The following is a 23,323-nucleotide window of genomic DNA, read 5'->3' as shown; positions in this document are numbered from 1 at the left end:
TGAAGAAATTCCGGATCATTCCAAAAGATTTTACAATCGACGATGGCGAGATCACACCTTCACTCAAGGTTAAAAAGAAAGTCGTACTGGAAAAATTCGCTCCGTTAGTTGATGATATGTACAAGGAACAAGATATTTAAAATTTCTTGTTTAGATAAAAATTAAGGAAGAAATTTCACCGCTTTTTGGAGGTGTAGTCCTAATCGGTAAGGCAGCGGTCTTGAAAACCGCCGGGTTAACGCCCTTGGGGGTTCGAGTCCCTTCACCTCCGCATCAAAAGAACCAAGATTGGCTAAGTCAAAATCACCATTATGTCATAAATCGTATGAGCGTAGGCGGTAACTCCGTATCCTCTGAAATAATAAACACAGGAGAGAAAAACACCGGCGGAGAAACGAATCACCAGCGATCTCAGGTCAAACGCATCCCCAAACGCGCCCATATAGTGGAAAGCGGCAAAAATTAACGATGATAAAATTAACGATAAAATACCCGAAACCACCGGATGAAGTTTAAAAATATCTCTAAACAGAAATAGAAACGCCGTTATAAAAACTACACGAAAAACGAACTCTTCGTACACTCCTGCGCCGAGCGCTAAAATGATCATTTGTTGGTTTTCCGGCGAGAAGCCAATGGACAGGGTGAATCCACCAAACCGATCAATGAGTAAGTACATCATTAGTCCGTAAACCATGCTTTCGAGGAACATCAATAGAAAAAATTGTCCCCGAAACTTCCCGACTTTTTTCTCCCGACTCTGGAAGTAGTAAGTGAGAAGAAACGAGAGAATAACGACGAATCCGACCACATAAAATCCATAAACACTGAATAATGCAAAAAACTGCCTGAACAAAACGTCTGCACCATTTCTCATTCCGATAATATCCGAATGGTTCATCGAAAAAATGAATCCTTCATAAGCGACCATTAACGGAAGAGTAAATAATAAACTATAAAATGGAGATTTGGACAAAGTCCAGTAGGATTTCAGAAATTTCATCTAATTAAAGGTTTAAAATTCCGCGTCCAGAACCCATTTTCAAAAGGTAACCTCTGTATTTTGACATCTGTTTTTCCACTTGTAGGTAATAACAGAGAAAGAATTTGCACTTTGATATTTTCAATCTACAATTTTCAATTTTCAACTTTAATGTTCCATTTTCAGAACGGCGAGAAAAGCTTCTTGTGGGATTTCAACGCGTCCAACTTGTTTCATCCGCTTCTTGCCTTCCTTCTGCTTCTCTAATAATTTCCGTTTGCGCGTAATATCACCACCATAGCACTTAGCTGTCACGTTTTTCCGTAGTGGTCCTTTCGATTCCCGCGCGATGACCTTGGCACCGATCGCGGCTTGAACAACCAATTCAAACATTTGCCGAGGAATCAGTTCCTTAAGTTTAGTGCAGAGATTTCTGCCATGAGCATAGGCTTTATCTTTGTGAACGATGAATGAAAGCGCATCGACCGGCTCGCCGGAAATTAAAACATCGACTTTGACAAGATCGCCCGCACGATATCCAATCGGTTCATAATCAAACGATGCATATCCGCGCGACATGGACTTCAGTTTATCATAAAAGTCGAAGATAATCTCAGCCAGCGGAAGTTCATAATGGATTTGTACCTTCGTCACGTCCAAATATTTCGTCGTCTTATAAATGCCGCGTTTCTCCTGACATAGTTTTAGCACGTTTCCCAAAAATGTCGTCGGCACAATGATCTCCGCTCGAACAAAGGGCTCGCGAAGTTCACCAATATTACCAACGTCCGGCATTTTTGTCGGATTATCAATTTCGACGACTTCGCCGGTTCTGAGCAGAGCTTGATATTCGACGTTCGGCATTGTCGTAATGAGATTAAGATTAAACTCTCGCTCCAGCCTTTCCTGTACGATTTCCATGTGCAACAGGCCCAGATAACCGCATCGAAACCCAAATCCGAGCGCAGTGGAAGTTTCCGCTTCGTAAAACAGAGACGAATCGTTGAGTTTCATTTTCTCCAGCGACGAGCGTAAATCTTCAAAATCTTCCGTCGCAACCGGATACATGCCGCTGAAAACCATCGGTTTAATGACACGATAGCCGGGAAGCGGTTCGCTGGCTGGATTATTTTTCAGCGTAATCGTGTCACCGACTTTTACACTGGAAATATCCTTGACGCCTGCGACGAGGTAGCCGACATCTCCTGAAACCAATTTATCGGATTTTTGTCTCTGCATTTTGAAAATGCCAACCTCCGACGTTTCGTGATTCGAGTTGTTGGCAAAAAACCGAATCCAATCCTCAGATTTGACTTCGCCCTCAAAAACGCGTATATACGGAATCGCTCCCCGGAACGAATCGAACACCGAATCAAAGATCAGTGCCCGTAACGGTTTATCCGGGAAATAAGAGGGTGGAGGAATTCTTTTGATAATCGCTTCGAATATTTGTTCAAGCCCCTGTCCGCTTTTCGCGCTGGTGAGAATAATTTCGTCTTCAGCACATCCGATGAGGTCCATGATCTGATGTTTCGATTCCGGAATCATAGCACCCGGCAAATCTATTTTATTGATAATCGGGATAATGGTCAGGTCGTTTTCGATAGCGAGATAAGCATTACTAACGGTTTGCGCTTCAACGCCTTGTGAAGCATCGACCAAGAGCAAAGCGCCTTCGCAAGCGGCTAGACTACGAGAGACTTCATATGAAAAATCCACATGTCCCGGCGTATCAATCAAATTTAGAATATAATCCTTCCCACCCCGGGAACGATAGTTCATTTGTATCGGGTGCGATTTGATTGTTATGCCGCGTTCGCGCTCCAAATCCATATCATCCAGCACCTGATCTTTCATTTCACGTTTGCTGATCGTGCCAGTAAATTCGAGCATCCTATCGGCTAAAGTAGATTTTCCATGATCTATGTGAGCAATAATTGAAAAATTCCTAACGTTCGATACCATGACAGAAAATATACGGTTTTTGAAAGGATTTTCAAAAGATGAAGATCAAAATCTGGGACTGAGATCCGACGGAAAATCCGTTAGCGAAAGACTTTTTGTAAAACGAGTCGCCGCTCCTGACGATCAGAATCATTGGTACCGATCTGAACAAGATTCTCCCAATTGAATACAATCGCTCCCGCGGATGGCGTCATCAAAGCATAAACGAGCGCTTGTTCGAATTCATTCGGCGTATAGTCTTGAAATTCGCCTGACGCTTCCACCTGAACGCTTGGCAATATCTGTTTATGGGTCGTTTCATACAATTCCACCGTGAGTTCATGAACAAATTCTGCGTCCTTCCCGATCATTTTATGGTAAATCATTGGCGAGAAATAATCAACATACGGCGTCAGCGCTTTTATGTCCTGACCCGCGATTCTAAGAATCGCCAGATCGAACTGTTCACTGCTCCAAGGTACTGTATTAACAAGAATCTTAATATTTGGATCGATTTTTTCAACGGCTAATCGTACCGATTTGACTAACCGAGTAATATTTTCAACCTTCCAACCCGTCCATTGCTTGCCATGATTTTCCAGAATCCACGTCGCTTTTTGTGCCGTTTCGGTTAACGAATCGGGAAAGGTGAGAAAATATTTTTGGGTAAATAGCGATAGACATCGATCACAAAAACAGAAATCGCGGATTTGATCCGATTTTTCATTCGGAAGAACGAGTTCCCACGTCGTTGGATAACGCATGAAGTCGAGACAAAGTATATCCGGTTGAAATTTTCTGGCGACTTCTTTTACAACGGATAATTTGTACAACCGATATTCTTTATTAGTCGGACAAACCATCCTCTGCCAATCGACATAGACATTATTTCCATGTCTATCGACAGGAATCAGATCATCGGGACTTAAAACAATATCCGGATCGTAGAATATTTGGCATACGGCGGCGAAGCGAATGTTATTTTCCTTCAAGACCCGACGCAGATCAATTAAGTTCAGTTTTGGGTCGCTCTGGCGTATAACATGGCTGGGATAAAATGCCTTCTGACCTTCGTAAACCGTTGTAAAAATGGTATTCACACCTACGGATTTTAAATCAGCGGCTAATTTTGGAAAGTCATTTTGATATTTTTTCCGTGTTTCAAACTGGTTAAAATACACTTTCATTCCACGAATGGGATCGGAAATTTGTGCCTGCTGGCGTTTCTCGCACGAAAAGAAAAATAGCACGGATAAAATTAGCGCGAATTGACTGAACCACCTCATTTTCACAGCAAGATTATAATCGAGATCTCAGAGAAAAGCAATAGTTCATTTATCAATTCCAGCGCTCCGGTTTTTCGGCTGAATTTGACTTTAATAATTAAGGAAAAGGTGTGGCAATTTACATTAAATTGTTTAAATTTCAGATAGATTTTTCTCATGATCACCATCAAAATTCAAAAAAAGGTAATTGAGATGACAACTACAAAAGAGTGCATCGAAATAGAAGATCGATATGGCGCACATAATTACAAACCGCTGAATGTCGTTTTAACGAAAGGCGCCGGAATTTGGGTTGAGGATGTCGAAGGGAAAAAATACATGGATTTTCTCGCCGCATATTCCGCCGTCAATCAGGGACACTGCCATCCGCGACTCGTTAAGGCTATACAAGAACAATCAGCCAGATTAGCGCTGACTTCACGCGCATTTCGGAACGATCAACTTCCATTCTTAGCCAAAGAACTATGCGATCTGACCGGCTATGAAATGATGTTGCCGATGAATTCCGGCGGTGAAGCCGTTGAAACGGCGATCAAAGCCGCCCGGAAATGGGGTTACAAAATTAAAGGCGTTGAAAAAGACAAAGGCGAAATCATCGTCTGTGCGGGAAATTTTCATGGTCGAACGACGACGATCATTTCTTTTTCAACCGATGAACAGTATAAAGACGGATTCGGACCGCTGACGCCCGGATTTTTCGTCATTCCGTATGGCGATGTTGAAGCGTTTCGAAAAGCCGTCAATCCAAACACAGTCGCTTTTCTCGTCGAGCCGATTCAAGGCGAAAGCGGCGTTGTCGTCCCGCGGGAAGGTTTTCTAAAAGAGTGCGCCGAAATCTGCCGTGAAAATCGCGTATTGCTTGTTGCCGATGAAATTCAGAGCGGTTTGGGAAGAACGGGCAAACTGTTTGCATATCAGCACGAAAACGTTCGTCCTGATATGGTGATTATCGGCAAAGCGCTTAGCGGCGGTATGTATCCAGTTTCGGCGGTGATCGCTTCGCGGGAAATTCTCGGCGTGTTCAATCCTGGCGATCATGGTTCGACTTACGGCGGCAACCCAATCGCATGCGCCGTTGCAAGGGAAGCGCTGAAAATCATCATCGAAGAAAAATTGTCGGAGCGATCAGCAGAACTTGGCGAGTATTTGATCAAAAAACTGCGAACGATTCAAAGTCCGTACGTTGATTTCTACCGCGGAAAAGGATTATGGATCGGGATCGTTCTTAAGAAATCGGCAGGCGGCGCGCGACGATTTTGCGAAGCGCTTCAAGAGAAAGGAATTTTAGCTAAAGAAACCCATGAAACCGTCATTCGTATTGCGCCACCCTTGATCATACAGGTAGAAGAAATTGATTGGGCGGTTGAAAGAATTCGTGAAGTATTGAGTGAATAAATCTCTTGATTTATTGCCGCTTTTTGGCTAAATAAACGCCAGTAACATTAACATTGTTGGAGGATAAAACATTGAAAGAAGCAATCAAAGGACTAAAACCGGAGTCGCTGTGGAACTTTTTTTATGGACTAAATCAAATTCCCCGCGAATCCAAACACGAAAAAGGTGCAATCGAGTGGATTGCGTCCGTCGCAAAAAAACTCGGATTACCCTACAAAATCGACAAAGTTGGTAACATCGTCGTTTCAAAGCCCGCCTCAAAAGGGAAGGAAAAAGCGACGCCTGTTGTTCTTCAAGGACATGTCGATATGGTCTGTGAAAAAAACGCAGGCGTCATCCACGATTTTTCTAAAGACCCAATCGAATTAGTTCGGGACGGTGAATACATTCGGGCGGCTGGAACGACTCTTGGCGCCGACAATGGAATCGGCGTAGCTGCGGCGCTGTCAGTTTTGGCAGATAAGTCTCTCATTCACCCGCCGCTTGAAGCGCTGTTCACTATTGACGAAGAAACAGGATTGACCGGCGCGGTATCGCTCGAACCGGGATTCGTTCAGGGAAAAATTTTATTGAACTGCGATTCCGAAGAAGACGGCGTTCTGTTTGTTGGATGTGCCGGAGGAAAAAATACGGAAGTGACGTTTGACATTGACTGGCAAAAAGCGCCCGTTGGCTTACAAGCAGTAGCGGTCAAAATTACAGGATTGAGAGGCGGACATTCCGGATTGGAGATTCATCAGGGACACGCGAACGCAGTGAAGGAACTCAACCGCGTCATCTGGAAAGCCGCAGAAAAATTAAAGTTTTCCTTGTTTTATATCGACGGTGGAACCAAACACAACGCCATTCCGCGTGATGCCGAATATCGCTTGCTCATTGATAAAAAATCGGCAGATATTTTCAAACAATTTGTCGCCGATTCTGAAAACATCCTAAAAAACGAGTTCAAACAGATCGAGCCGAATCTCAAACTGTCTGTTGAAGTAATTCCCAATTATCCTGAAAACGTGTTCTCGCCCGAATTTCAGAATCGATTGTTGAATTTCCTTTACGCAATTCCGCACGGCGTCAGGAAAATGAGCCCCGACATTCCGGGACTCGTCGAAACATCAACAAACGCCGCTATCGTTCACACTCAAGACAATCAGATCAGTTTGCTGACCAGCCAGCGCAGTTCAGTTGCCTCGGAAATCGTCGAAATCGCCGACAAGGTCAAAGCAATTGGTTTGCTGGCGGGCGGGAAAGTCAAACAAGACGCTGGTTATCCGGCTTGGGCGCCCAACATGCAATCGAAAATTCTTAGTCTTATGAAGTCGACTCATAAGGATTTATTCGGCAAGGAACCCGATGTTCAAGCCATTCATGCCGGTTTGGAATGCGGTATCATCGGCGAGAAATGCGAAGGAATGGATATGATTTCTTTTGGACCGACATTAAAAGCCGTTCATTCGCCTGACGAGCGAGCTGAAATCGCAACGGTTGAGAAATTCTGGCAGTTGTTGCTCGAAGTTCTCAAACGAATCGAATAATCGTTCTTTTCCATATTAAAAAGCCATTCCGATTTGATCATTCCTTTCGGAATGGCTTTGAATTTCTGTGAATTATTGCGGTGAAAATTTCGTCGTGCCGTTTATTTTTGAGACATTTTTATGTGGAAATTATTTGTTAGAAGATTTTCTGTTAAGCGGAACCGCTTGATCGCTCTCGTCACTTTTCTTACTCATGTCGTGATTTTGACGATCAGTTGGTGGTTAACCAAGCCATTTTTCAAGGAACCGCCCTGCGCCGTGTGTGGAAGGGCGGACACTTATCCCGTCAGGGTTCTCTATCAATATAAGGTCAATGTAATTCCCTATGTTGTAGAAAAAGATATCTTTTACTGCAAAAGACACATGGAAAACGTCCCGCAAATCGTCACGGAAATTCCTGGCGAAAAAGATCGGGTTGGAAAGCGTTTCTGGATTGTTACAATCTCTACAACGGCTGTTTTAGCAACCTTACTCTTTATTTTAACTCTACTGGACTTGAGTTATTGGCTGTTGGCAATACATCCAATTTTAGTTACTTTCATCTTCTCCATTTTCGGAATTGTCAGCAATGTTACAATGACAACCTTTTTTATTGCCACCTTGATCATTCCAATCTCAATTTTCATTGTCTGGAATCAGTGGATCGCCAATCAAAAGTAGCGGAGAAAACATGAACCTCGATTATATTTTTAGACGCAGAAGCATCCGAGAATTTACCAATGAACCGGTTTCGGATGAACATTTAGAACTCATATTAAAATCCGGGATGGCGGCTCCTTCCGCGCACGACCTAAAACCTTGGCACTTCATCATCATTCGAGATCGAACAAAACTGAATAAAATCGCCGATCTTCATCCGTACGCCAAGATGCTTTATCAAGCGCCTGTTTGTATTGCCGTGTGCGGCGATGTCGAAATTTCATCGAAGCGGTGGGATCAGGATTGCGCCGCCGCTACGGAAAATATTCTGCTTTCACTGCCGGAGCTAAACCTCGGCGGCGTATGGATAGGTTATCATCCCGAAGCTTCGGGATTAACCGCGTTATTCGACGAATTGTTTGGCTTGCCACAAAATATAAGGCTATTCTCCTTGATTGCCGTTGGTCGTCCCGCAGAAGAAAAACCGTCGCGCACGCAATTCGACGCCAATCGTGTTCATTTCGAGAAGTTTTAGTTTTCAAAATAAATACCGAAGGATATTGAAATGGAGCATGTTGATATCGCTGTCATTGGCGCAGGCGTCGTCGGATTAGCCATCTGCGAAAACCTTTCACGCTCTAACAAAGAGGTGTTCCTTCTTGAGCGATATGAGTCTTTCGGAATGGAAACCTCATCACGCAATAGCGAGGTTATTCATGCGGGATTTTACTATCCAAAAAACTCGCTAAAGGCAGAACTATGTGTCGAAGGCAACCGACTGCTTTACGATCTCTGCAAAAATTTTGAAATCCCTTTTTGGAAAACAGGGAAAATCATCATTGCCAAAACACCGGAAGAAGTCCAAAATGTCAATCATCTTTTCGAGCAGGGAATTAAAAATCATACACCCGGATTGAGATTCCTTTCCAAGACAGAAATTAGTCAAATGGAACCCAACATTTCAGCGGAGTTTGGTTTGTTCAGTCCGGAAACCGGACTGATTGATGTTCACCAACTGATGAAGTTCTATGAATCTCAATCGGAAAGGAACGGCGCCGTTATCGCGTATCATTCAAACGTGATTGCAATTGAAAAAATCACAGATGGTTATCGTATTTTAATTCAGGACACAAACGGAGAAATCGAAGAAATCGCGGCAAAGATCGTTATCAATGCGGCGGGAATCGGCGCCGAGCGGATCGCCGCACTTGCCGGAATTGATATCGAGTCATCCGGTTATCAAGTATATCTGGTTAAGGGTGAATATTTCAATGTCGCCGCTAAACATACCGGAAAAATCCATCACCTGATTTATCCAACGCCTACTGCGCTAAGTCTGGGAATTCATACAAGACTTAGATTAGACGGAACTTTTTCGCTCGGACCCAGCGCTTTTTACGTGGATGAAGTCTCCTATGAAGTCAACCCCGATCATCAGGACAAATTTTTCGAAAGCGTTTATTCATTCTTGCCGTTTCTAAAACCAGAAGACCTGACGCCAGAGATGTCCGGTATCCGTCCAAAACTCCAGAAACCGGGCGGTGAATTCCGCGATTTTGTTATTGCAGAGGAATCCGAAAAAGGATTACAGGGAATGATCAACCTGATTGGCATCGACTCGCCCGGCTTGACGGCGGCGCCGGCGATTGCGATTCGCGTCGGTCAATTAGTCGAAAATATTCTCAGGTGATTTTTTATCGATTTTAAATATGGATGTGATGTTGCCATCAAATGCGGATTCCGGCAAGGAGCAAAATCGTTCCAACTACGGTTCCAACTAATCCCAAAACCATTCCCGCTATAATTAAAGACCGAGCCAGCGAAGCAGAATGGCTTGGCAGTGCAGACGCTACCAAACAAGCGCCGACAAAAGATAAAATGCCTACTATAAGACCTATCGTAATATAAGCCCGGCATTTCTTCCGCGGATTCCTCGATGACAAATTGTGAAATAGCATTTTTCCCTCAATTCCTCACAAATACCCAGATGACTTTAGTCTTCTACTTTGATAAAAGACAAATCAATTGCGAATTCAACAAACCCTTAAGACTCAAAACACTAAACTAAAAATTTTTAGTTCTCATCTCTATTTAAGTACCAACCGTGGGTTTTATTAATGAATTTCCTAATTGCCAAGAAGAATTTTAATTTATTTTAAATCTTATGGATTGACCGGATCAGTCATTCCAGCTAAAATCCGATTTCTGGTCTTCAGCGCCTCCGTCTGAACGCTCTTATCCGCATCTGCTTGTATGATATGCTTACAAGCGGTGATAATCTGATCCCGTTGATGTGAAAATGTAAACCAACCCAACGCTTCCAATCCCGCGATTCGCACCCGGGATTCTATCACCGGATTCGAGGCAACACCGATTAAGTCCGGAATTGCCGCTATAAACTGGTAATTCCGAAAAGTCCGAATGGCTTCCACGCGGTCTTTAACCTTTACAGTATCGCTGAGAAGGTTCGGAATCAATTCCTGATTCAGCCATTTATCCGAACGCTCAAAAGAAAAACGGATATTTTTTTCGAGTTCTTCCGCGTAGTCGGATTTCGGTATTTTTTCCAGGTAATCTAAGCAGGCGTTCAGGGCTTTGACGGGATCGACTTTGTCGATCGCAGATTTTGCCGCCGCTTTCACTCGCTCCGACGGATCGACAATCATCTTTTCAGCCAGAATTGGCAGATATTCTTCGCGTCCGATGACGCCCATCCATTGCGCGCTAAACCGGCGGATCAATTCATAGGAATCGTTGGCAGTCTGAGGTAAAATCTTTTCAAATTCTATCGAACGTCGAGCGGCTAAACCTTTCAATGCCGAAAGCCGCACGATAAATGCTGGGTCTTTTTGAGCAAACTTAGCGAGTTCTTTATCTGAAATCCCATCGTTCTCCATCGCCAACCGAAAAATCGCAAATGCACGCAGATTCGCATCATCGTTTTTCATGAGTATCTGCCATGTGGAAATTTGTCTTGGATCGTACCCTGCCAATTGCGGCAGGTCGGTAGGCTTTTGTGTCGCAAAATGAAATGTCGGGTCTCCGATGAGATGCGATTCCAGATAATTCCGCGTCCGATGCCATTCACCAACACGAACGCCTTCCTTCAGAATTCCGATATGTTCATCCGCCCAAATATCCTGTTTAACATTCACCGTGTTGGCAATGCCGACGACTGTCGTTCCGTTCCCGAACACATAATTTCCTGCGATATAGGGTGAGTTGATAAAAGCGCCGTTGAAACATTCATCGAACATGATGACTTCCGCCTGCGGCGAAATCTGCTCGACATCCGACACATAAATATCTAATTTTGCCGAATAAACTGAATCAGACAAAATCACCGAGTCAACGAAAGCGCCTTCGAACCATTCATCCGGAATCTGATAATTTTCCTGATAGTATTTTTGGGTCTCACCAATCGATTTTTTCCGGCTTTTAGCTTCACGGAGCTTACTGCGTAAAAACATCTGAACCGCTGAAACATTCTGATCGATCATCTCAGCCGCCGGGTAGCCGATCAGGTATTGTGTATCCGTAGCGCCATGAGCGTGAATTAATGCCAGATCAAGATTCGGCTGTTGTAACTCATTCAGCATGACACCTTTCATTTTCGTTGACATCGAATGGTAAAAATTCCGGATATTGCCTTTCGAGCCGCCGTATAGTTCGGGAAATTGCTCGCGAAGGGACAGAATCTCGCCTTCCCACGAACTCAACGCCTCTGAATGATAACCATGACCGGTGTAAGTTAAAATATTATCCAGAATATCCGGTTGGGACTTTTGTCGGGAAACGCGCTGGAGATATTTTTCGATAATTTTATATTTCGACGCGTCATTCACAGGCGCTTTGATTCGCGCAGAATAAATATCTTTATGAATAACTTGTTCAGATTCTGCTCTAAGAGAATAGTAAAACAGCAGGTTATTCGTCGTATCTTGCCGGATAAATTCAAATTTCAGATCAAAATCATCATAAAATCGGTCAGACGGGATTGAAGAGCGAATGAATGGAAAACGCTCCTGATCCATTTTAAAAGCCGAAGCGAGATGTTGAGCGTCCCGAATCATCGGAATTGGGATATCTCCAACGAATACAACTCCCTCCAGAGGAATTTTTTTTCGGGATTGTTGGATAATAGCCGTCCTGACCTCTTCTGGTCGATTCCACTGGTCGATGATGATGTAAGTTGATAAACCATCCGATTCGACAGCGTCGCGATAGGCCAGAACAGATTTTTCAATCTGTTTAAATGTCTCATTATCAATGATAATGGCAAATGAAGTGGAATGATTTTGACGTGGCGAAATTATCTTCAGTCTTGCACTGCTAATTTGAAATAAACTCAGTAAACATGCGATCAAAGTCGCACAGCGCATCATTTTTCTCTGGATCATTTTTCTTCTCATCATTAAATGTTTAGTGTTCCTGTTCTCGCCTATCGATTGATTTTTTCAACGACCAAATTGACTGTAAGTGAATTCCTGTTCGTCGATTTGTAGGTTTCTTCGGTCAACGGTGTGAGAAATGCGGCTTTCACGGACAAGTAATAAATCAGATCGTTTTGTGTGTAAAACGTCATCTTCACCTGATACCAAAACTGGTCAGCGTCCGTCTCATAAAATTCCTGCTCTGAAACAGTGATTTGCCAATAATACCAGTCAGTTCTTTCGGTATAAACCGTCGATTTCCGGCAACGCTTTGAATCGTTACCGGCGGAAAGGCTTAGATCGAATCGTTCGCTCCCCGGAAAAGTCTGTTCAATGCTCCAACCGACAGTTTCAGACGGAAAATATTGGAGAATTCCGTTAAAAAGATCGGTCCGTTTATAGGTCGCCGAGGAATAATAGACTTTCGGACAGAATTCGTTCCCGCTCTCGCTTCGGAAATGAATTCCGATTCCTCCCGTAATCTGCTGTGTTCGAAAGTCATAGATTTCTGATTTGAAATCCGGGTGCGTCGCCGACTGCACATTAATTGCTCCAGATGAGGTCAACGAGAATCCGATTTGCGGATTGAACCATTGCCGAAAGTCCGACGAAAAAAAGAGTAAATCCGACGACCATCTTCCCTGCGGAATTGGATACGCACCGCCGTCTTCACTTCCGGATTGAACATGTTCGTATCCGCCGTAAAAACCAACCGAAGCGATCTTGTTCCCGCCGATTTTTCCGTTGAAAAGAGCGGAATATCCTTGCAGATCGATCAATCGTTCTTCGCTGGTTTCACCGCGCAAAATCACCGGATTATCCATGCCGCGGACTTTGAAAAATAGCGGCGTTTTTTCCTGATCCAGAGTGTACCGTGAAGTCGATATACTTTCCTGAAAATCGAAGTAACTTCCGGAAACTCCCAGATCAATTGTTTTTCCCACTTTCCAACCAAGTCCGTATCCAATCGCCAAATCCCGGTGTGTCACTTGGGTCTTAGGAAAAACCGTCTTGTATTCTTCATCGACATTATAAATAACCGAGCATCCGCCGTACAGCCGCCGACGAATCAACTCCGCCGAATACCAAATTTCCCAGAGAATTCCATTTAATCGAAAGCCGCCGACGGAACTATCCGCAAGCAGAAACGGATTTCCAAGATAAGGCATCCGATGATGCGTCCACATTTTTTGTAAAATTTGCTGATTCCGGTAGCCGAAACTTCCCGCCAGTGTTTGTCTTTCTGAAAAATGATGAAGACCGGAAGCCACATAAATCATGTCTGTTTTGGCGCCCGGATCAAACGGGCGACGGAAATCGCCGGAATAGGAATCGGAACTCACGCCGTAACGGATGAAATCATTTGGTTGATCGGACAACATCCATGCAGGATTTTGATTTTGTCCGAGAATAAGAGCGGAATCGGAAATTCCCAGATAACAGCTAAACGGTAAATACTCGAAGACGATATCCTGCGCTGAAACATTTATGCAAATCGCAAATACAAATAGAAAAATCGAAAACCGGTACGATTTGGCGATCACGAGCATCACTTGACAGCCTCATCAAAAAAATATCCGGGCGTCGGAAAATTCAGCACCTGGAAATCAATCGTACTGTTGTTGTTATCCATCAAAACGATTCGACCGTTATCTATATAATCGATCTGCCGGTGGATAGATTTGTGCGAGTACATTGGAAAGCCGCCGGTCAATCCCGCGTCAATTGACGGGTCTAATCGTTTATATTCGACTTCCTGCAGGTTGTCCCGGTAATCAACGCCGTCAAGAATCGCGGATTTGGGAAACTTGATGCAATTGTAATTATCGTATCCGTAAGCGTACGGATCCTTGACTTCCAGCAGAATAATTGCGCAATTCATGACGGAATAAAGAACATCATAACCGTATTTATGGTGAATCTGGACCATGTTTGTCACACTTGGATTATCAACATCGCTATCGACAAAATACTCGAAATCGGCGTTTGACAAATCCACGCTGACCGGAACGAACTGTGTGTGATCAATGGCATCCTGCGCAATGATCTTCATTTCTCCCGGAAGAATTGGATAATCTTTTCCCGTCCCTGGAAACTGATTTGCATGAACAGAATGTGTGTAATCATCATCAATGTATCCATATTCGACGTCGCAGATAATTTTGCCGTCCAGATAAAGCGTATCTGCCGAGTTGTTGTAAATCTCGGTGAATTGATCGTGGTAATATTGCGGAAGTCTGTTCGGCGGAACCGGCGGCGAACCGTTGTAATAGATTTCACTGAAGATGAGCGTTCCCGGTGAAGTTGGACCTACAAAAACGGTAATTTCAGAGTCTCCACCAGAAATATCGATATTTGTCAATTGCCCGTTCAGGACACGCTCAATTTTAACCCCATCAATTATCTGAATAATGCGTTTAGTAACCGAAACATTGTACTGATCCGGCAGAATTTTCTCGAAAGATGCCAAACCAGACGTGTCTGTCCATGCCTCAAAATAATTGTAAAATGTAACAGAACTGATGAAGACTCTCGCATCATCGACCTGATTTTTTCCAGTTAATCGAACAGTAAAATCGGTTGTATCCACGACTGTAACGTGCAGGTTTAGCCTCATCGAATCCGGCGGCGTTACATTTTCGGTGCAGGACACAAAAAGAAGAACGAACAATAGAAAAGGGAAAACGAGCATGATATTTTTCAGTACTTTTACCATTTTTCCTTGCCGAAAAGTTTATCCACAATTCCGCTGATCTCGACTCCGAAGAAAAGGTCAGGATTTAGCATTGTATAGGAATAAGTTCCCGCCGACGTGCGTTGTCTTCGGTAAAGCGGATGCGAATTGAAAATATTATTCACGAAAAACGAGATTTCGGAGCCGCGAAAAAGTGATTTGCTGACACGAAGGTTAAACAGCCAAATGTTGGTTTGATTTTCGGATTTTTTCCAGTAATCCGGATAAATCCGTTTATAGGCTGATGAAACATCGCCCATTCTCTCAGCTTCCGAGAAATGAACCGTTTCTCCATTATAAGCCAGATAACCGACTGCGATAGAATCTGAGAGTCCGACGTCCCAACTCTTATCAAAAATGACCTGTTGCGCTTCGACTGTTATCCACGCGCCAATTTCTTTAACAGTAAATTCAAATTTGTAATTGACCAGTAGATTTTCCGACCGTGAATTGATGATGTTCCAGAATGGCTTGACGTCTATATTTAACAAAGTGTCTCTTAAAAATGTCGAACTGTATTCATAGCCTTTCCTGTCACCGGTGGTATAATTGTACGCGGCTTCGACTCTCAATTTCATATTCAGCGGCGTGAATGGATTGGTCTGTACGGAAAATTCCAGTCCGCGAGTGTAGGTATTTTGCGTGTTGTCGTCGATGGTATAAGTTGTGTAAACAGAATCGCGAATCGTTTTGCCTGTCAAGTCCGGCCAATATGGATAATCGTATTTATAAAGGAAGATCGGTCGAACGATTGTCGAAGCAAACGCTCCGAACGTTGTGTTAGAATACCCTGTCATGGTAAATCCCAGTTTGCCTATTTTCTGATCGTAACTAAGTTCGCGTTTGATCTGTTGAAAACCTTTCAAGTTCTTGTTTTCACGGTTATAAAGATAAGTCGAAACAACGACGAGACTCGTCGAATCGCCCGTAAATCGGTTTATGTCGTCCAGATCGAAATAAATCGGATTTAGGAAAAGCAGAGCCAGCGACGGCGCTTTGGAGGTGGTTCCGTATCCAAACCGCAGTTGCGAGTTTTCCGTCGGCGAAAGAATCGCATTGAAGCGCGGATTCAGGAAAGCGCCGTTGTTTTTCGGAAACGCATCGTTTCCCGATCCGTATTGTTCGTAGCGAAGCCCGAGACTGAGTTCGATAGGAATCTTAAAATTGCCGGTAATCTGGTCTTCGACGTATCCGCTGGAGATTTTAAGAGCGGGAAGACCGTCATAGGAACGTGGACGATCCCGTAAAATTGATGTGATGCTCGGCGGAATATTCGGGTCGAAAATTCGTCCGGGGCCGTTATTTTTTTCATGCCGATAACTGATGCCCGCACTCAGGCGATGTCCCACATTCCACATATTTATCGAGCCGCTGTATTCCGCACTAAAATATTGGTTCCAGGCTTTACCTTTAACCCAAAGTTTCGAGACGGCACTCTGAAAATATTGTCCTTCCTGAGTTCCTTCTGTCATGCGATTACTGATATAAGTATTGTCTGAAGAAATCAGTTTTTTGACGTATGAATTCTGCCGGTCGAGATTCACCGAATAATTGACATCGAGTTTCTGCTTCGGCGTCAGAATGAACCGGCTTTGGTGATTATATCGAATGATAAAATCCCGGTTATATTTTTCCGTCAGATACAGATCGCCTTCCCGCAATCCTTGTTCGTCGAAGGTTCGCGTCGCATACAGGCGGTTATCGACCGCGTATAGGTTTTTAAAGAGTTTAGCGACGTGCGAAATCTGTCCAGAAACTCGTGAATAGCCATAATCTTTGATACGGATATCCCGCGCGCTATGAGCAAAATTCGCATTGTAGTTGAAAAACTGATCGGCAATTTTAAACCCACCGTTGACATTCAGTTCCTGATTCTGAAGATTGTATTTGTATTTGAACCGTTGCTGAACTGACTCAGATTTCGTCCTGACATGAATAATTCCCGAACTCAGGTCGCCGTATTTTGCCGAAGGAATTCCACGGATGACTTCGACTTCCTCAATATTGTCAGCCGGAATTTGTCGCAGGTCGATGCCGGAATTTTCCGTCGTCCACTGAATACCGCCGGTGTTTACCTTAGAATCGATCTGCATGTTGGCATTGTTGGAAACCGGCACATTATCGACAATGACCTGCGTTCCAAAAGCGGCGTTTCTATCGGTATACGCATCCACCGAACTTGTGCGGATGGTGGCTTGTTTGAGGTCTTGAAGTCCAGGATTGTCGAATCGCTGACCGGGTACGAGTTTGAGAACATCGCTAAGACTGGAAGCCTGAATGTGCTCGATCTCTCCGGATGAAATCCGCGTCTTTGTCGTTGCTTCCGATGGCAATAACTCTTTTTCAGCCACAACGACGATACCGCCAATTTCAAAATAACTAATTTTCAACTGAACTTGTTTGATCAGCGTTTCGCCGACTTTCAGTTTGATTCTTTCCCGAAATTTTCCATAACCTATGAACGTAATTTCCAGCGTGTAATCTCCGGGCTTCGTTCGGATAGAAAAATCTCCGTTCACATCTGCCGCGGCGCCCGCATAGTTTTCTTTCAAGATGACATTCGCGCCGACAAGCGGCGAACCTTTTTCATCTTGCACATGCCCCTTGAGAACTGATGCCGATTCAGCTAAAAGAGACGAAATCACCACGAGAAAGATCGCTGTAATGTGTAAGGATCGTGAGGCAAAAAGGCTTTTCTTCATGATATTTTTATCCACCAAAAAGATGGTTTTGGCTATGCCTCCTGTCAATCACGAAATGACTTCATGGCTTCAAGGATTCAGGACAACATCTTTGCCGACAAATTCAAAGGAATTGGCAATTTCTTTTGTCCCGCCACCCGATACAAAAACGACCAGATTTGGCGATTTGAGTAAGGCGGAAATTTTCTCGGCTTTTACCTGCGACGGATCGAAGTAAATTTGGACAACTTCGCCGCGTTCAACGAAGTTAGTCTTCAGCCGCACAATGCCCGTATCACCGGAAACGTGGCTTGTCAGATATTTCAGATTTCTTTTTACGGCGATGTTATCGGCATTCATCAGACCGATTTCGTAAATGCGAAGATTCTTTTCCGGATAATTTTCGTAGCCATTAAACTTCTGATCGTAGCCGTTGAACAGGCGCTTTCGCATCTCGGTGTAGGTAACGTGTTCGGTCACATCACCGTCATTTTCGCACTTGAAATTGACGGAAATGACTTCTTCTTTCCCCTTAATTTTCCGAATGTAGCTTTTCTTATGAATTTGATCGATGATCTCCTTCGGCTGGACTTTTTCTTCGTCATAAAAAATATTAACAAGAACCGGTTCACCGAAACTCGTTTCGAATCCGCAGACGCCTTTTTTATCCATCAACAACCGAAGCAAATTAATATTATCGTAAACGTCCATCACGCCATAAATCCCGACGTGCAGGACAGCGATTTTCTGCGGTTTATAATCCTTGAAGTTGGACGTTCGATTTTTGGCCGGCGCGAAGATTGCGGCTTTGACACCCATTGAGTCCAAAATCGTGTTATCATAATAGACAGCGATGCGATGCGTTCTAGCCCACGCATCTAATCCGACAATGCCTTTTTTTGTTTCCAATTTGTTCTGAAGCGATTTGGAACTGCCCCAGCATTTAATCGACTTCAGATTTTCAAATTCCATTTTACTTACGGTTTTCAGCGAATCGTAACTACCCCACCGTTCGGACAGTGTCTTAAATTCATAATTCTTCGAAGAAAACAATCCCACGAAAAAGAAAACGACAATAGCAACCGGTGGAATCCACGTGTGTTGGGATTTACCGATCGATATGCTGTCCTTGACCTTACAACTTTTCACACAATCTAAGCAAAGAGTACAGTCGGGATGCGTTACTTTTTCGTATGAAAAGACATTAATTCCCTGCGGACAATGTGCACTGCATACGCCACAACTTGTGCAGTGATTTTTATCGATGCGAATTTGATACGGTGTTATCGAGAAGAAACGGAATCGGAAGATTTCTGTCGCGGCTCCGGATACGCAAAGTGCTAAAATCAACCACAAAATACTGAGATTAACTCCGAAAATTCTCAGGAGAAAATAAACGATGAAGATCGGAACAGTGATGTAAAAATTGGCGAATATATTACTCAATGCGCCCAGCGGACAGACATATTTGCACCAAAAAAAACGAATAAAAACGGATACAACCACGACGGTAAAAATAGCCAGAATACCGACGAAAAGCACCGTATCGTTGTCGAACCCAGAGACAGCCACATAATACGGGTCGAATTTTTTGCACCACAATTCGCTGGTCGTGGAGGTAAAATAAGCGGTGAAAAAGAGTAAAATATATTTGCCAAGGCGCAACACTCGGTCGATCCAGCCAGTCAACACGACGGATATTTTAAACTTTGCGAAGATTCTATTAAGCCATTCAATAATGGTACCGATCGGACAAATATATCCACAAAACAGTTTCCCAATCAGGATGACCATTGCCAAAAGCGCAAGTCCCATGAAGACTTGAACTTCGCTCATACTACAGGACATTGAGCCAAGATTGAACTTACTGCCAAGTGAAATCAATCCCCCAAAAGGACAATACGCCTCGAAATCTGCCTTGGAGTCTTTAATCACACCGATAATTAACAGTCCGATTATCAGCGCCAAGATTGCCGCCTGAAAAACCAGTTTCGTTTTATTGTGAAAAATATCCTTACTCATTTTTACTCACTCCTTTTACTTTCGGTTTATGTTGACAAGATATACGCTGGATGAAATTTAATGTCACTGAATCAATAATCGTAAAAAAAAAACGGACGGTTTTCAGGCTGATTTTTTGAAACAAAAGGGGCTGTCCGAAAACAGCCCCTTGTAACAAATTCGCCGATTGGACTATTTCATGATTGTCATTTTCTTGACACTGTGGAATTCTCCGGCCTGAATGCGGTAGATATACATTCCGCTCGGCAGATTGCCGGCTTCAAAATTGAAGTGGTAATATCCGGCTTCCATGAAACCGTTCTGCAGAACCGCAACCTGCTGACCGCGCATGTTGTATACGGCTAAAGTAACGCGACTGCTTTTAGGCAGGGCGAACTCGATAGTCGTGGTCGGGTTGAACGGGTTCGGATAGTTCTGATTAAGACTGAATTTGGTCGGCAAATCGGCGTTATTGGTAGCTATGCCGACATGAATCAATGGTACCGAGCCCTCGTCGGCGCCCATATATGGCGCGGTTGGGCTGCGGGTCTCGCCATCAATGTCAGCCACGATTATTGTGGACAGCGGCATACCGGCCAGGTCATTATCGCCGATCGAGGCTCCGGTGAGGTGCAAATCTGTGGCGCTGACGAACTCAACAGCCTTCGAAACAGAATTTTCATCCTGTCCCGTAGCTTGCCATGCCACCAGATCAGCATAGATAGTACCCTTATAATTCACAAAATTCTGGTTGGAAACCAGTAAATTGTGATCCGAATTCAGAACAGAGGTTGCGGGAATCAGTCCGATGGCCGAAGATGCAATATTACCGGCATGATTGTTAATGATAATATTGTTCTGCAGATCAATTTCAACAGATCCTGTTCCATTTGTGTGACTTCCAACTGCATGACTTGTTAGCGTGGAAGCATTGTTATTGATCAAAATAGTGTTATGGTATGCTTGAATATTACCCATCGGATTCGCCGAACGGAAACCGATACCATAAGTATTATGAGTTTCACTTACTGCGCCAACATTAATCATATTGTTGACAATACTAATTATTTCTCCTGCACCTTCAGAGTTACCGGCAAATGCAATACCAATAATGTATGTACCTGTAACTGTTGCTGCTTCCAGACAATTGATGGTATTGTTATGAATTTCCGTCGGACCAGAAGCGCCTGTTAAGTAAATGCCATGTATATAAGCATAAGTTGTTGCGCTGGTAACCGGCATCATATTAATGGTGTTACCGCTGAACACACAATCATTAACCACATACGTTCCAATCCCGCGGCTACCGGCATAAATATCATTATTAATAACGATACCCTGAGTCGGACCTGAACTCGATCCCCAGACGGCAACACCATCGCGCCAAACAGGAAATTCTGCCGAACCGATTTGGCAATTTTCTACGGTGAAACCTGCAATACCGGCAACATCATTTGTTACAGCACCATACTTGAAGTTCTTAATTCCATTATCAAGATTTTTAATAATTAAATTCTTAAGAACTACAGTATCTGCATTTGCGGTATTCAAGCCAAAAGGTACATCTGCATATACTTCATTTGTAACGATTAGGTTTCGACTTGATGTACCGTTATTGCTACCATCAAAGGTTACAAACCCTTTGTCAAAACCAATCATCTGAGGTCCGTTACCTCTTGATACTCCTGGAGCAACAATTAAGCAAACATTGCGACCGGGAGCGGGTTTGACAACCACATTGTTTTCCGCCGACAAAGGTGCATTAAAAGTAAAACTTGCTTCCCGTAATGTGTCAGCATCCAGCAGGAAATTGACCGGAGCGGATGCGCCGTAAGTATTCAGAGTGGTAACAGCCTCGCCGAGCGTGGCGAAACCCTGTTCATGAGAACCCTGCGGGATGTAATAGTCTCCAGCCAGAACCTTACTGACAATATCGTTTTTCAGAATGGTTCCATTCTGACCGACTGCCCACAGAGTGCCATCGCTGTAGCGGACTTTCTGTAAGACCTCTTCCGTCGGACTAGTTTCAACCGTCCAGTTCAGGCCGGCATCTACCGATTTCAGAATTGTGCCGTACTGTCCCACGACGAAGACAGTGGTATCATCGACGAACTCCACATCGTAGAGTTCTGCGCCATTGCTGGCGGTATAAACTAAGGTCGGTAAGACATTCCAGGTGGTTGAGCGGTAGATATAGCCTTTGGCCCCCGGGATAATGCCAATGCCGTTGCGGAATTTGATTGCGCGCAGGCTTTGAGCTTCAGTAGTTGCGCCGAGTTTGGTAAAGGTCATACCATCGGTCGAAGTATAATATTCGCCGCTGGCGCAGGTCGTGACGATCTGGTTTCCGGCAAGAGGCAGAATGTCATAAACGGTCTTGGTGCCGGCTGTTGTTTTGGTCCAGGTAGCGCCGCCGTTAAAACTATGCATCAGATTACCACTACCGCCACCGGCGAAAACCGTGTCGGCATTCAGATAATGAATGGCATTGATCGCTTTACCGGCATCATACATCGGATTGACAATTGGAACCAGATTCGCGCCACTGTCAGTAGTCTTCAATAAATTTCCACCGGTACCTCCCATTAGACCATTATTCGCATCAATGAATTCACACTCAAAAATACCGGTATCAATTTTTGTTTTCAAATTATCTGGATAAGACCATGTCTTACCGCCATCGTTGCTCACGGTCATTTCACCACCGCTTGAAGCGGTCAAGACAATTTTGTCTGTTGTCGGAAAGGCCAATCCCCAAAATCCAACCCCTGGCCAAGTATTCAAAGGAGTCCAGTTTACTCCGCCGTTGACTGTCTTGAACCATTGTTGATCATCGCAGAACAAATAGCCCGTACTGGCATCGATAAAATCTGCCGAGGCTAAAGTTTGGCCTGTACCAACATTTAGAGTGTCCCAATTAGCGCCAGCGTCGGTCGTTTTCATGATGAGATTATCTGAGCCGCCACCGCAAATAATCGTATTATTATCAATGACTTCCGCATATTTGGAATAAACATAACCAAGAGAGAAGGGACTTTTTGTCGTAAAGGTCCGCCCACCGTTTGTCGAAATCAGGCAGGCATGATGATAGGCGGCCAGAGCTACGGTTGAATCACCGCCTACTGCGACATCGTAAACCCGGTGGGAAGATACGCCGGTCGGAAAAGCCGAAGCGACTTTTACCGGATGCCAGGTCGTGCCGCCGTCTTCAGTCCACCATATCGTGGCTTCCTTGGTGAAATCGACGGCGACAACACCGCGATTTTCGTTAATAAATGCGAGACCGCCATCAAGATCGTCCCGGGTTGTGTCGGCGTTCGCCATATCACCATCAAAATTGTAACTGAGTTTAGTGAATGACGAACCATCGGTCGTTTTCAGGATTGTACTATTTTTTCCGGCGGCATAGACTACGGTTGCGCTGACGACATCCAGATTGTAAAGTTCGACCTTGCAGGCATTGGTATCGCTGACTAAGGTCCAGTTAACGCCGCCGTCAGTCGTCTTGTAAATAATGCCGTTTTCACCGCAGGCATAACCGACACTGGCATCAATGAATTCCATATCGTTCCAGGCATGTTCGGAAATATCGGCCTCCCGGGCGGTCGTCCAGTTCGCGCCGCCGTCGGTGGTCTTTTGTACCCGTCCCATTTGATGGGTCGGATAAGTTGTGCTATACACGATCCAACCGGTGTTGGC

14 protein-coding genes and 1 tRNA gene are annotated in these 23,323 nt (G+C 44.1%); 6 read left to right on the top strand and 9 right to left on the bottom strand.

Annotation, left to right across the window (positions count from 1 at the left end; genetic code table 11):
- Positions 1–187 precede the first annotated feature (187 nt).
- A tRNA-Ser gene (locus COT43_00315) sits at positions 188–271 on the top strand.
- A 21-nt stretch (positions 272–292) separates the two neighbouring features.
- On the opposite strand, the gene COT43_00310 is transcribed toward COT43_00315, so the two are convergent.
- The 3 genes from COT43_00310 to COT43_00300 all read right to left on the bottom strand — a co-directional run bounded on the left by COT43_00310 (position 293) and on the right by COT43_00300 (position 4,212).
- The gene (locus COT43_00310; protein ID PIS31150.1) at positions 293–1,003 is read right to left on the bottom strand and encodes a hypothetical protein; all 711 of its coding nucleotides are present in this window, start codon (positions 1,001–1,003) and stop codon (positions 293–295) included.
- 147 nt (positions 1,004–1,150) lie between these two features.
- The gene (gene lepA / locus COT43_00305; protein PIS31149.1) at positions 1,151–2,947 is read right to left on the bottom strand and encodes an elongation factor 4; all 1,797 of its coding nucleotides are present in this window, start codon (positions 2,945–2,947) and stop codon (positions 1,151–1,153) included.
- A gap of 80 nt (positions 2,948–3,027) precedes the next feature.
- Positions 3,028–4,212 carry a hypothetical protein gene (locus tag COT43_00300; GenBank protein PIS31148.1) on the bottom strand — a complete coding sequence of 395 codons (1,185 nt, stop codon included), beginning with the start codon at positions 4,210–4,212 and terminating at the stop codon, positions 3,028–3,030.
- A 192-nt stretch (positions 4,213–4,404) separates the two neighbouring features.
- Here COT43_00300 and rocD point away from each other — a divergent pair, with 192 nt between their 5' ends.
- From rocD to COT43_00275, 5 genes are all read left to right on the top strand, one after another.
- Positions 4,405–5,607 carry an ornithine--oxo-acid transaminase gene (gene rocD, locus COT43_00295; protein ID PIS31152.1) on the top strand — a complete coding sequence of 401 codons (1,203 nt, stop codon included), beginning with the start codon at positions 4,405–4,407 and terminating at the stop codon, positions 5,605–5,607.
- Between the two features lie 83 nt (positions 5,608–5,690).
- Positions 5,691–7,136, top strand: coding sequence for a cytosol nonspecific dipeptidase (locus COT43_00290; protein ID PIS31151.1), 1,446 nt, complete (start codon positions 5,691–5,693; stop codon positions 7,134–7,136).
- A gap of 165 nt (positions 7,137–7,301) precedes the next feature.
- Positions 7,302–7,796 (top strand): hypothetical protein, encoded by a 495-nt coding sequence (locus COT43_00285; protein ID PIS31147.1) that lies wholly within the window; start codon positions 7,302–7,304, stop codon positions 7,794–7,796.
- 10 nt (positions 7,797–7,806) lie between these two features.
- The gene (locus COT43_00280; protein PIS31146.1) at positions 7,807–8,310 is read left to right on the top strand and encodes a nitroreductase family protein; all 504 of its coding nucleotides are present in this window, start codon (positions 7,807–7,809) and stop codon (positions 8,308–8,310) included.
- Positions 8,311–8,340: 30 nt separating this feature from the next.
- Entirely contained in the window at positions 8,341–9,465 is a 1,125-nt protein-coding gene (locus COT43_00275) for an NAD(P)/FAD-dependent oxidoreductase (GenBank protein PIS31145.1), read from the top strand.
- 472 nt (positions 9,466–9,937) lie between these two features.
- Here COT43_00275 and COT43_00270 read toward each other — a convergent pair whose 3' ends face one another.
- From COT43_00270 to COT43_00245, 6 genes are all read right to left on the bottom strand, one after another.
- Complete coding sequence (locus COT43_00270; GenBank protein ID PIS31144.1) at positions 9,938–12,190, bottom strand: hypothetical protein; 2,253 nt, start codon at positions 12,188–12,190, stop codon at positions 9,938–9,940.
- A gap of 26 nt (positions 12,191–12,216) precedes the next feature.
- Positions 12,217–13,758 carry a hypothetical protein gene (locus COT43_00265; protein PIS31143.1) on the bottom strand — a complete coding sequence of 514 codons (1,542 nt, stop codon included), beginning with the start codon at positions 13,756–13,758 and terminating at the stop codon, positions 12,217–12,219.
- Positions 13,758–14,924, bottom strand: coding sequence for a hypothetical protein (locus COT43_00260; protein PIS31142.1), 1,167 nt, complete (start codon positions 14,922–14,924; stop codon positions 13,758–13,760). Before COT43_00260 ends, COT43_00265 begins: the two co-directional genes overlap by 1 nt.
- A complete protein-coding gene (locus COT43_00255; protein ID PIS31141.1) occupies positions 14,918–17,659 on the bottom strand; it encodes a hypothetical protein in 2,742 nt (913 codons plus the stop codon). Before COT43_00255 ends, COT43_00260 begins: the two co-directional genes overlap by 7 nt.
- Before the next feature lie 54 nt (positions 17,660–17,713).
- Positions 17,714–19,645: a hypothetical protein gene (locus COT43_00250; protein ID PIS31140.1), complete on the bottom strand. Its 1,932-nt coding sequence runs from the start codon at positions 19,643–19,645 to the stop codon at positions 17,714–17,716.
- A 171-nt stretch (positions 19,646–19,816) separates the two neighbouring features.
- Positions 19,817–23,323 (bottom strand): hypothetical protein (locus tag COT43_00245; GenBank protein ID PIS31139.1); only part of this gene is annotated, 3,507 nt, incomplete at its 5' end.

The sequence above is a fragment of the Candidatus Marinimicrobia bacterium CG08_land_8_20_14_0_20_45_22 genome (assembly GCA_002774355.1).
GTDB lineage: Bacteria > Fidelibacterota > UBA2242 > UBA2242 > UBA2242 > 0-14-0-20-45-22.
The sequence above is the reverse complement of the archived record's forward strand: the minus strand, read 5'-3'. Positions and strand labels throughout refer to the sequence as shown.

Excerpts from the sequence above, each read along its gene's own strand:
- COT43_00310 (PIS31150.1), bottom strand. The coding sequence starts at position 1,003 with ATGAAATTTCTGAAATCCTACTGGACTTTGTCCAAATCTCCATTTTAT.
- lepA (PIS31149.1), bottom strand. The coding sequence starts at position 2,947 with ATGGTATCGAACGTTAGGAATTTTTCAATTATTGCTCACATAGATCAT.
- COT43_00300 (PIS31148.1), bottom strand. The coding sequence starts at position 4,212 with ATGAGGTGGTTCAGTCAATTCGCGCTAATTTTATCCGTGCTATTTTTC.
- rocD (PIS31152.1), top strand. The coding sequence starts at position 4,405 with ATGACAACTACAAAAGAGTGCATCGAAATAGAAGATCGATATGGCGCA.
- COT43_00280 (PIS31146.1), top strand. The coding sequence starts at position 7,807 with ATGAACCTCGATTATATTTTTAGACGCAGAAGCATCCGAGAATTTACC.
- COT43_00275 (PIS31145.1), top strand. The coding sequence starts at position 8,341 with ATGGAGCATGTTGATATCGCTGTCATTGGCGCAGGCGTCGTCGGATTA.
- COT43_00270 (PIS31144.1), bottom strand. The coding sequence starts at position 12,190 with ATGATGAGAAGAAAAATGATCCAGAGAAAAATGATGCGCTGTGCGACT.
- COT43_00265 (PIS31143.1), bottom strand. The coding sequence starts at position 13,758 with ATGCTCGTGATCGCCAAATCGTACCGGTTTTCGATTTTTCTATTTGTA.
- COT43_00260 (PIS31142.1), bottom strand. The coding sequence starts at position 14,924 with ATGGTAAAAGTACTGAAAAATATCATGCTCGTTTTCCCTTTTCTATTG.
- COT43_00250 (PIS31140.1), bottom strand. The coding sequence starts at position 19,645 with ATGAGTAAGGATATTTTTCACAATAAAACGAAACTGGTTTTTCAGGCG.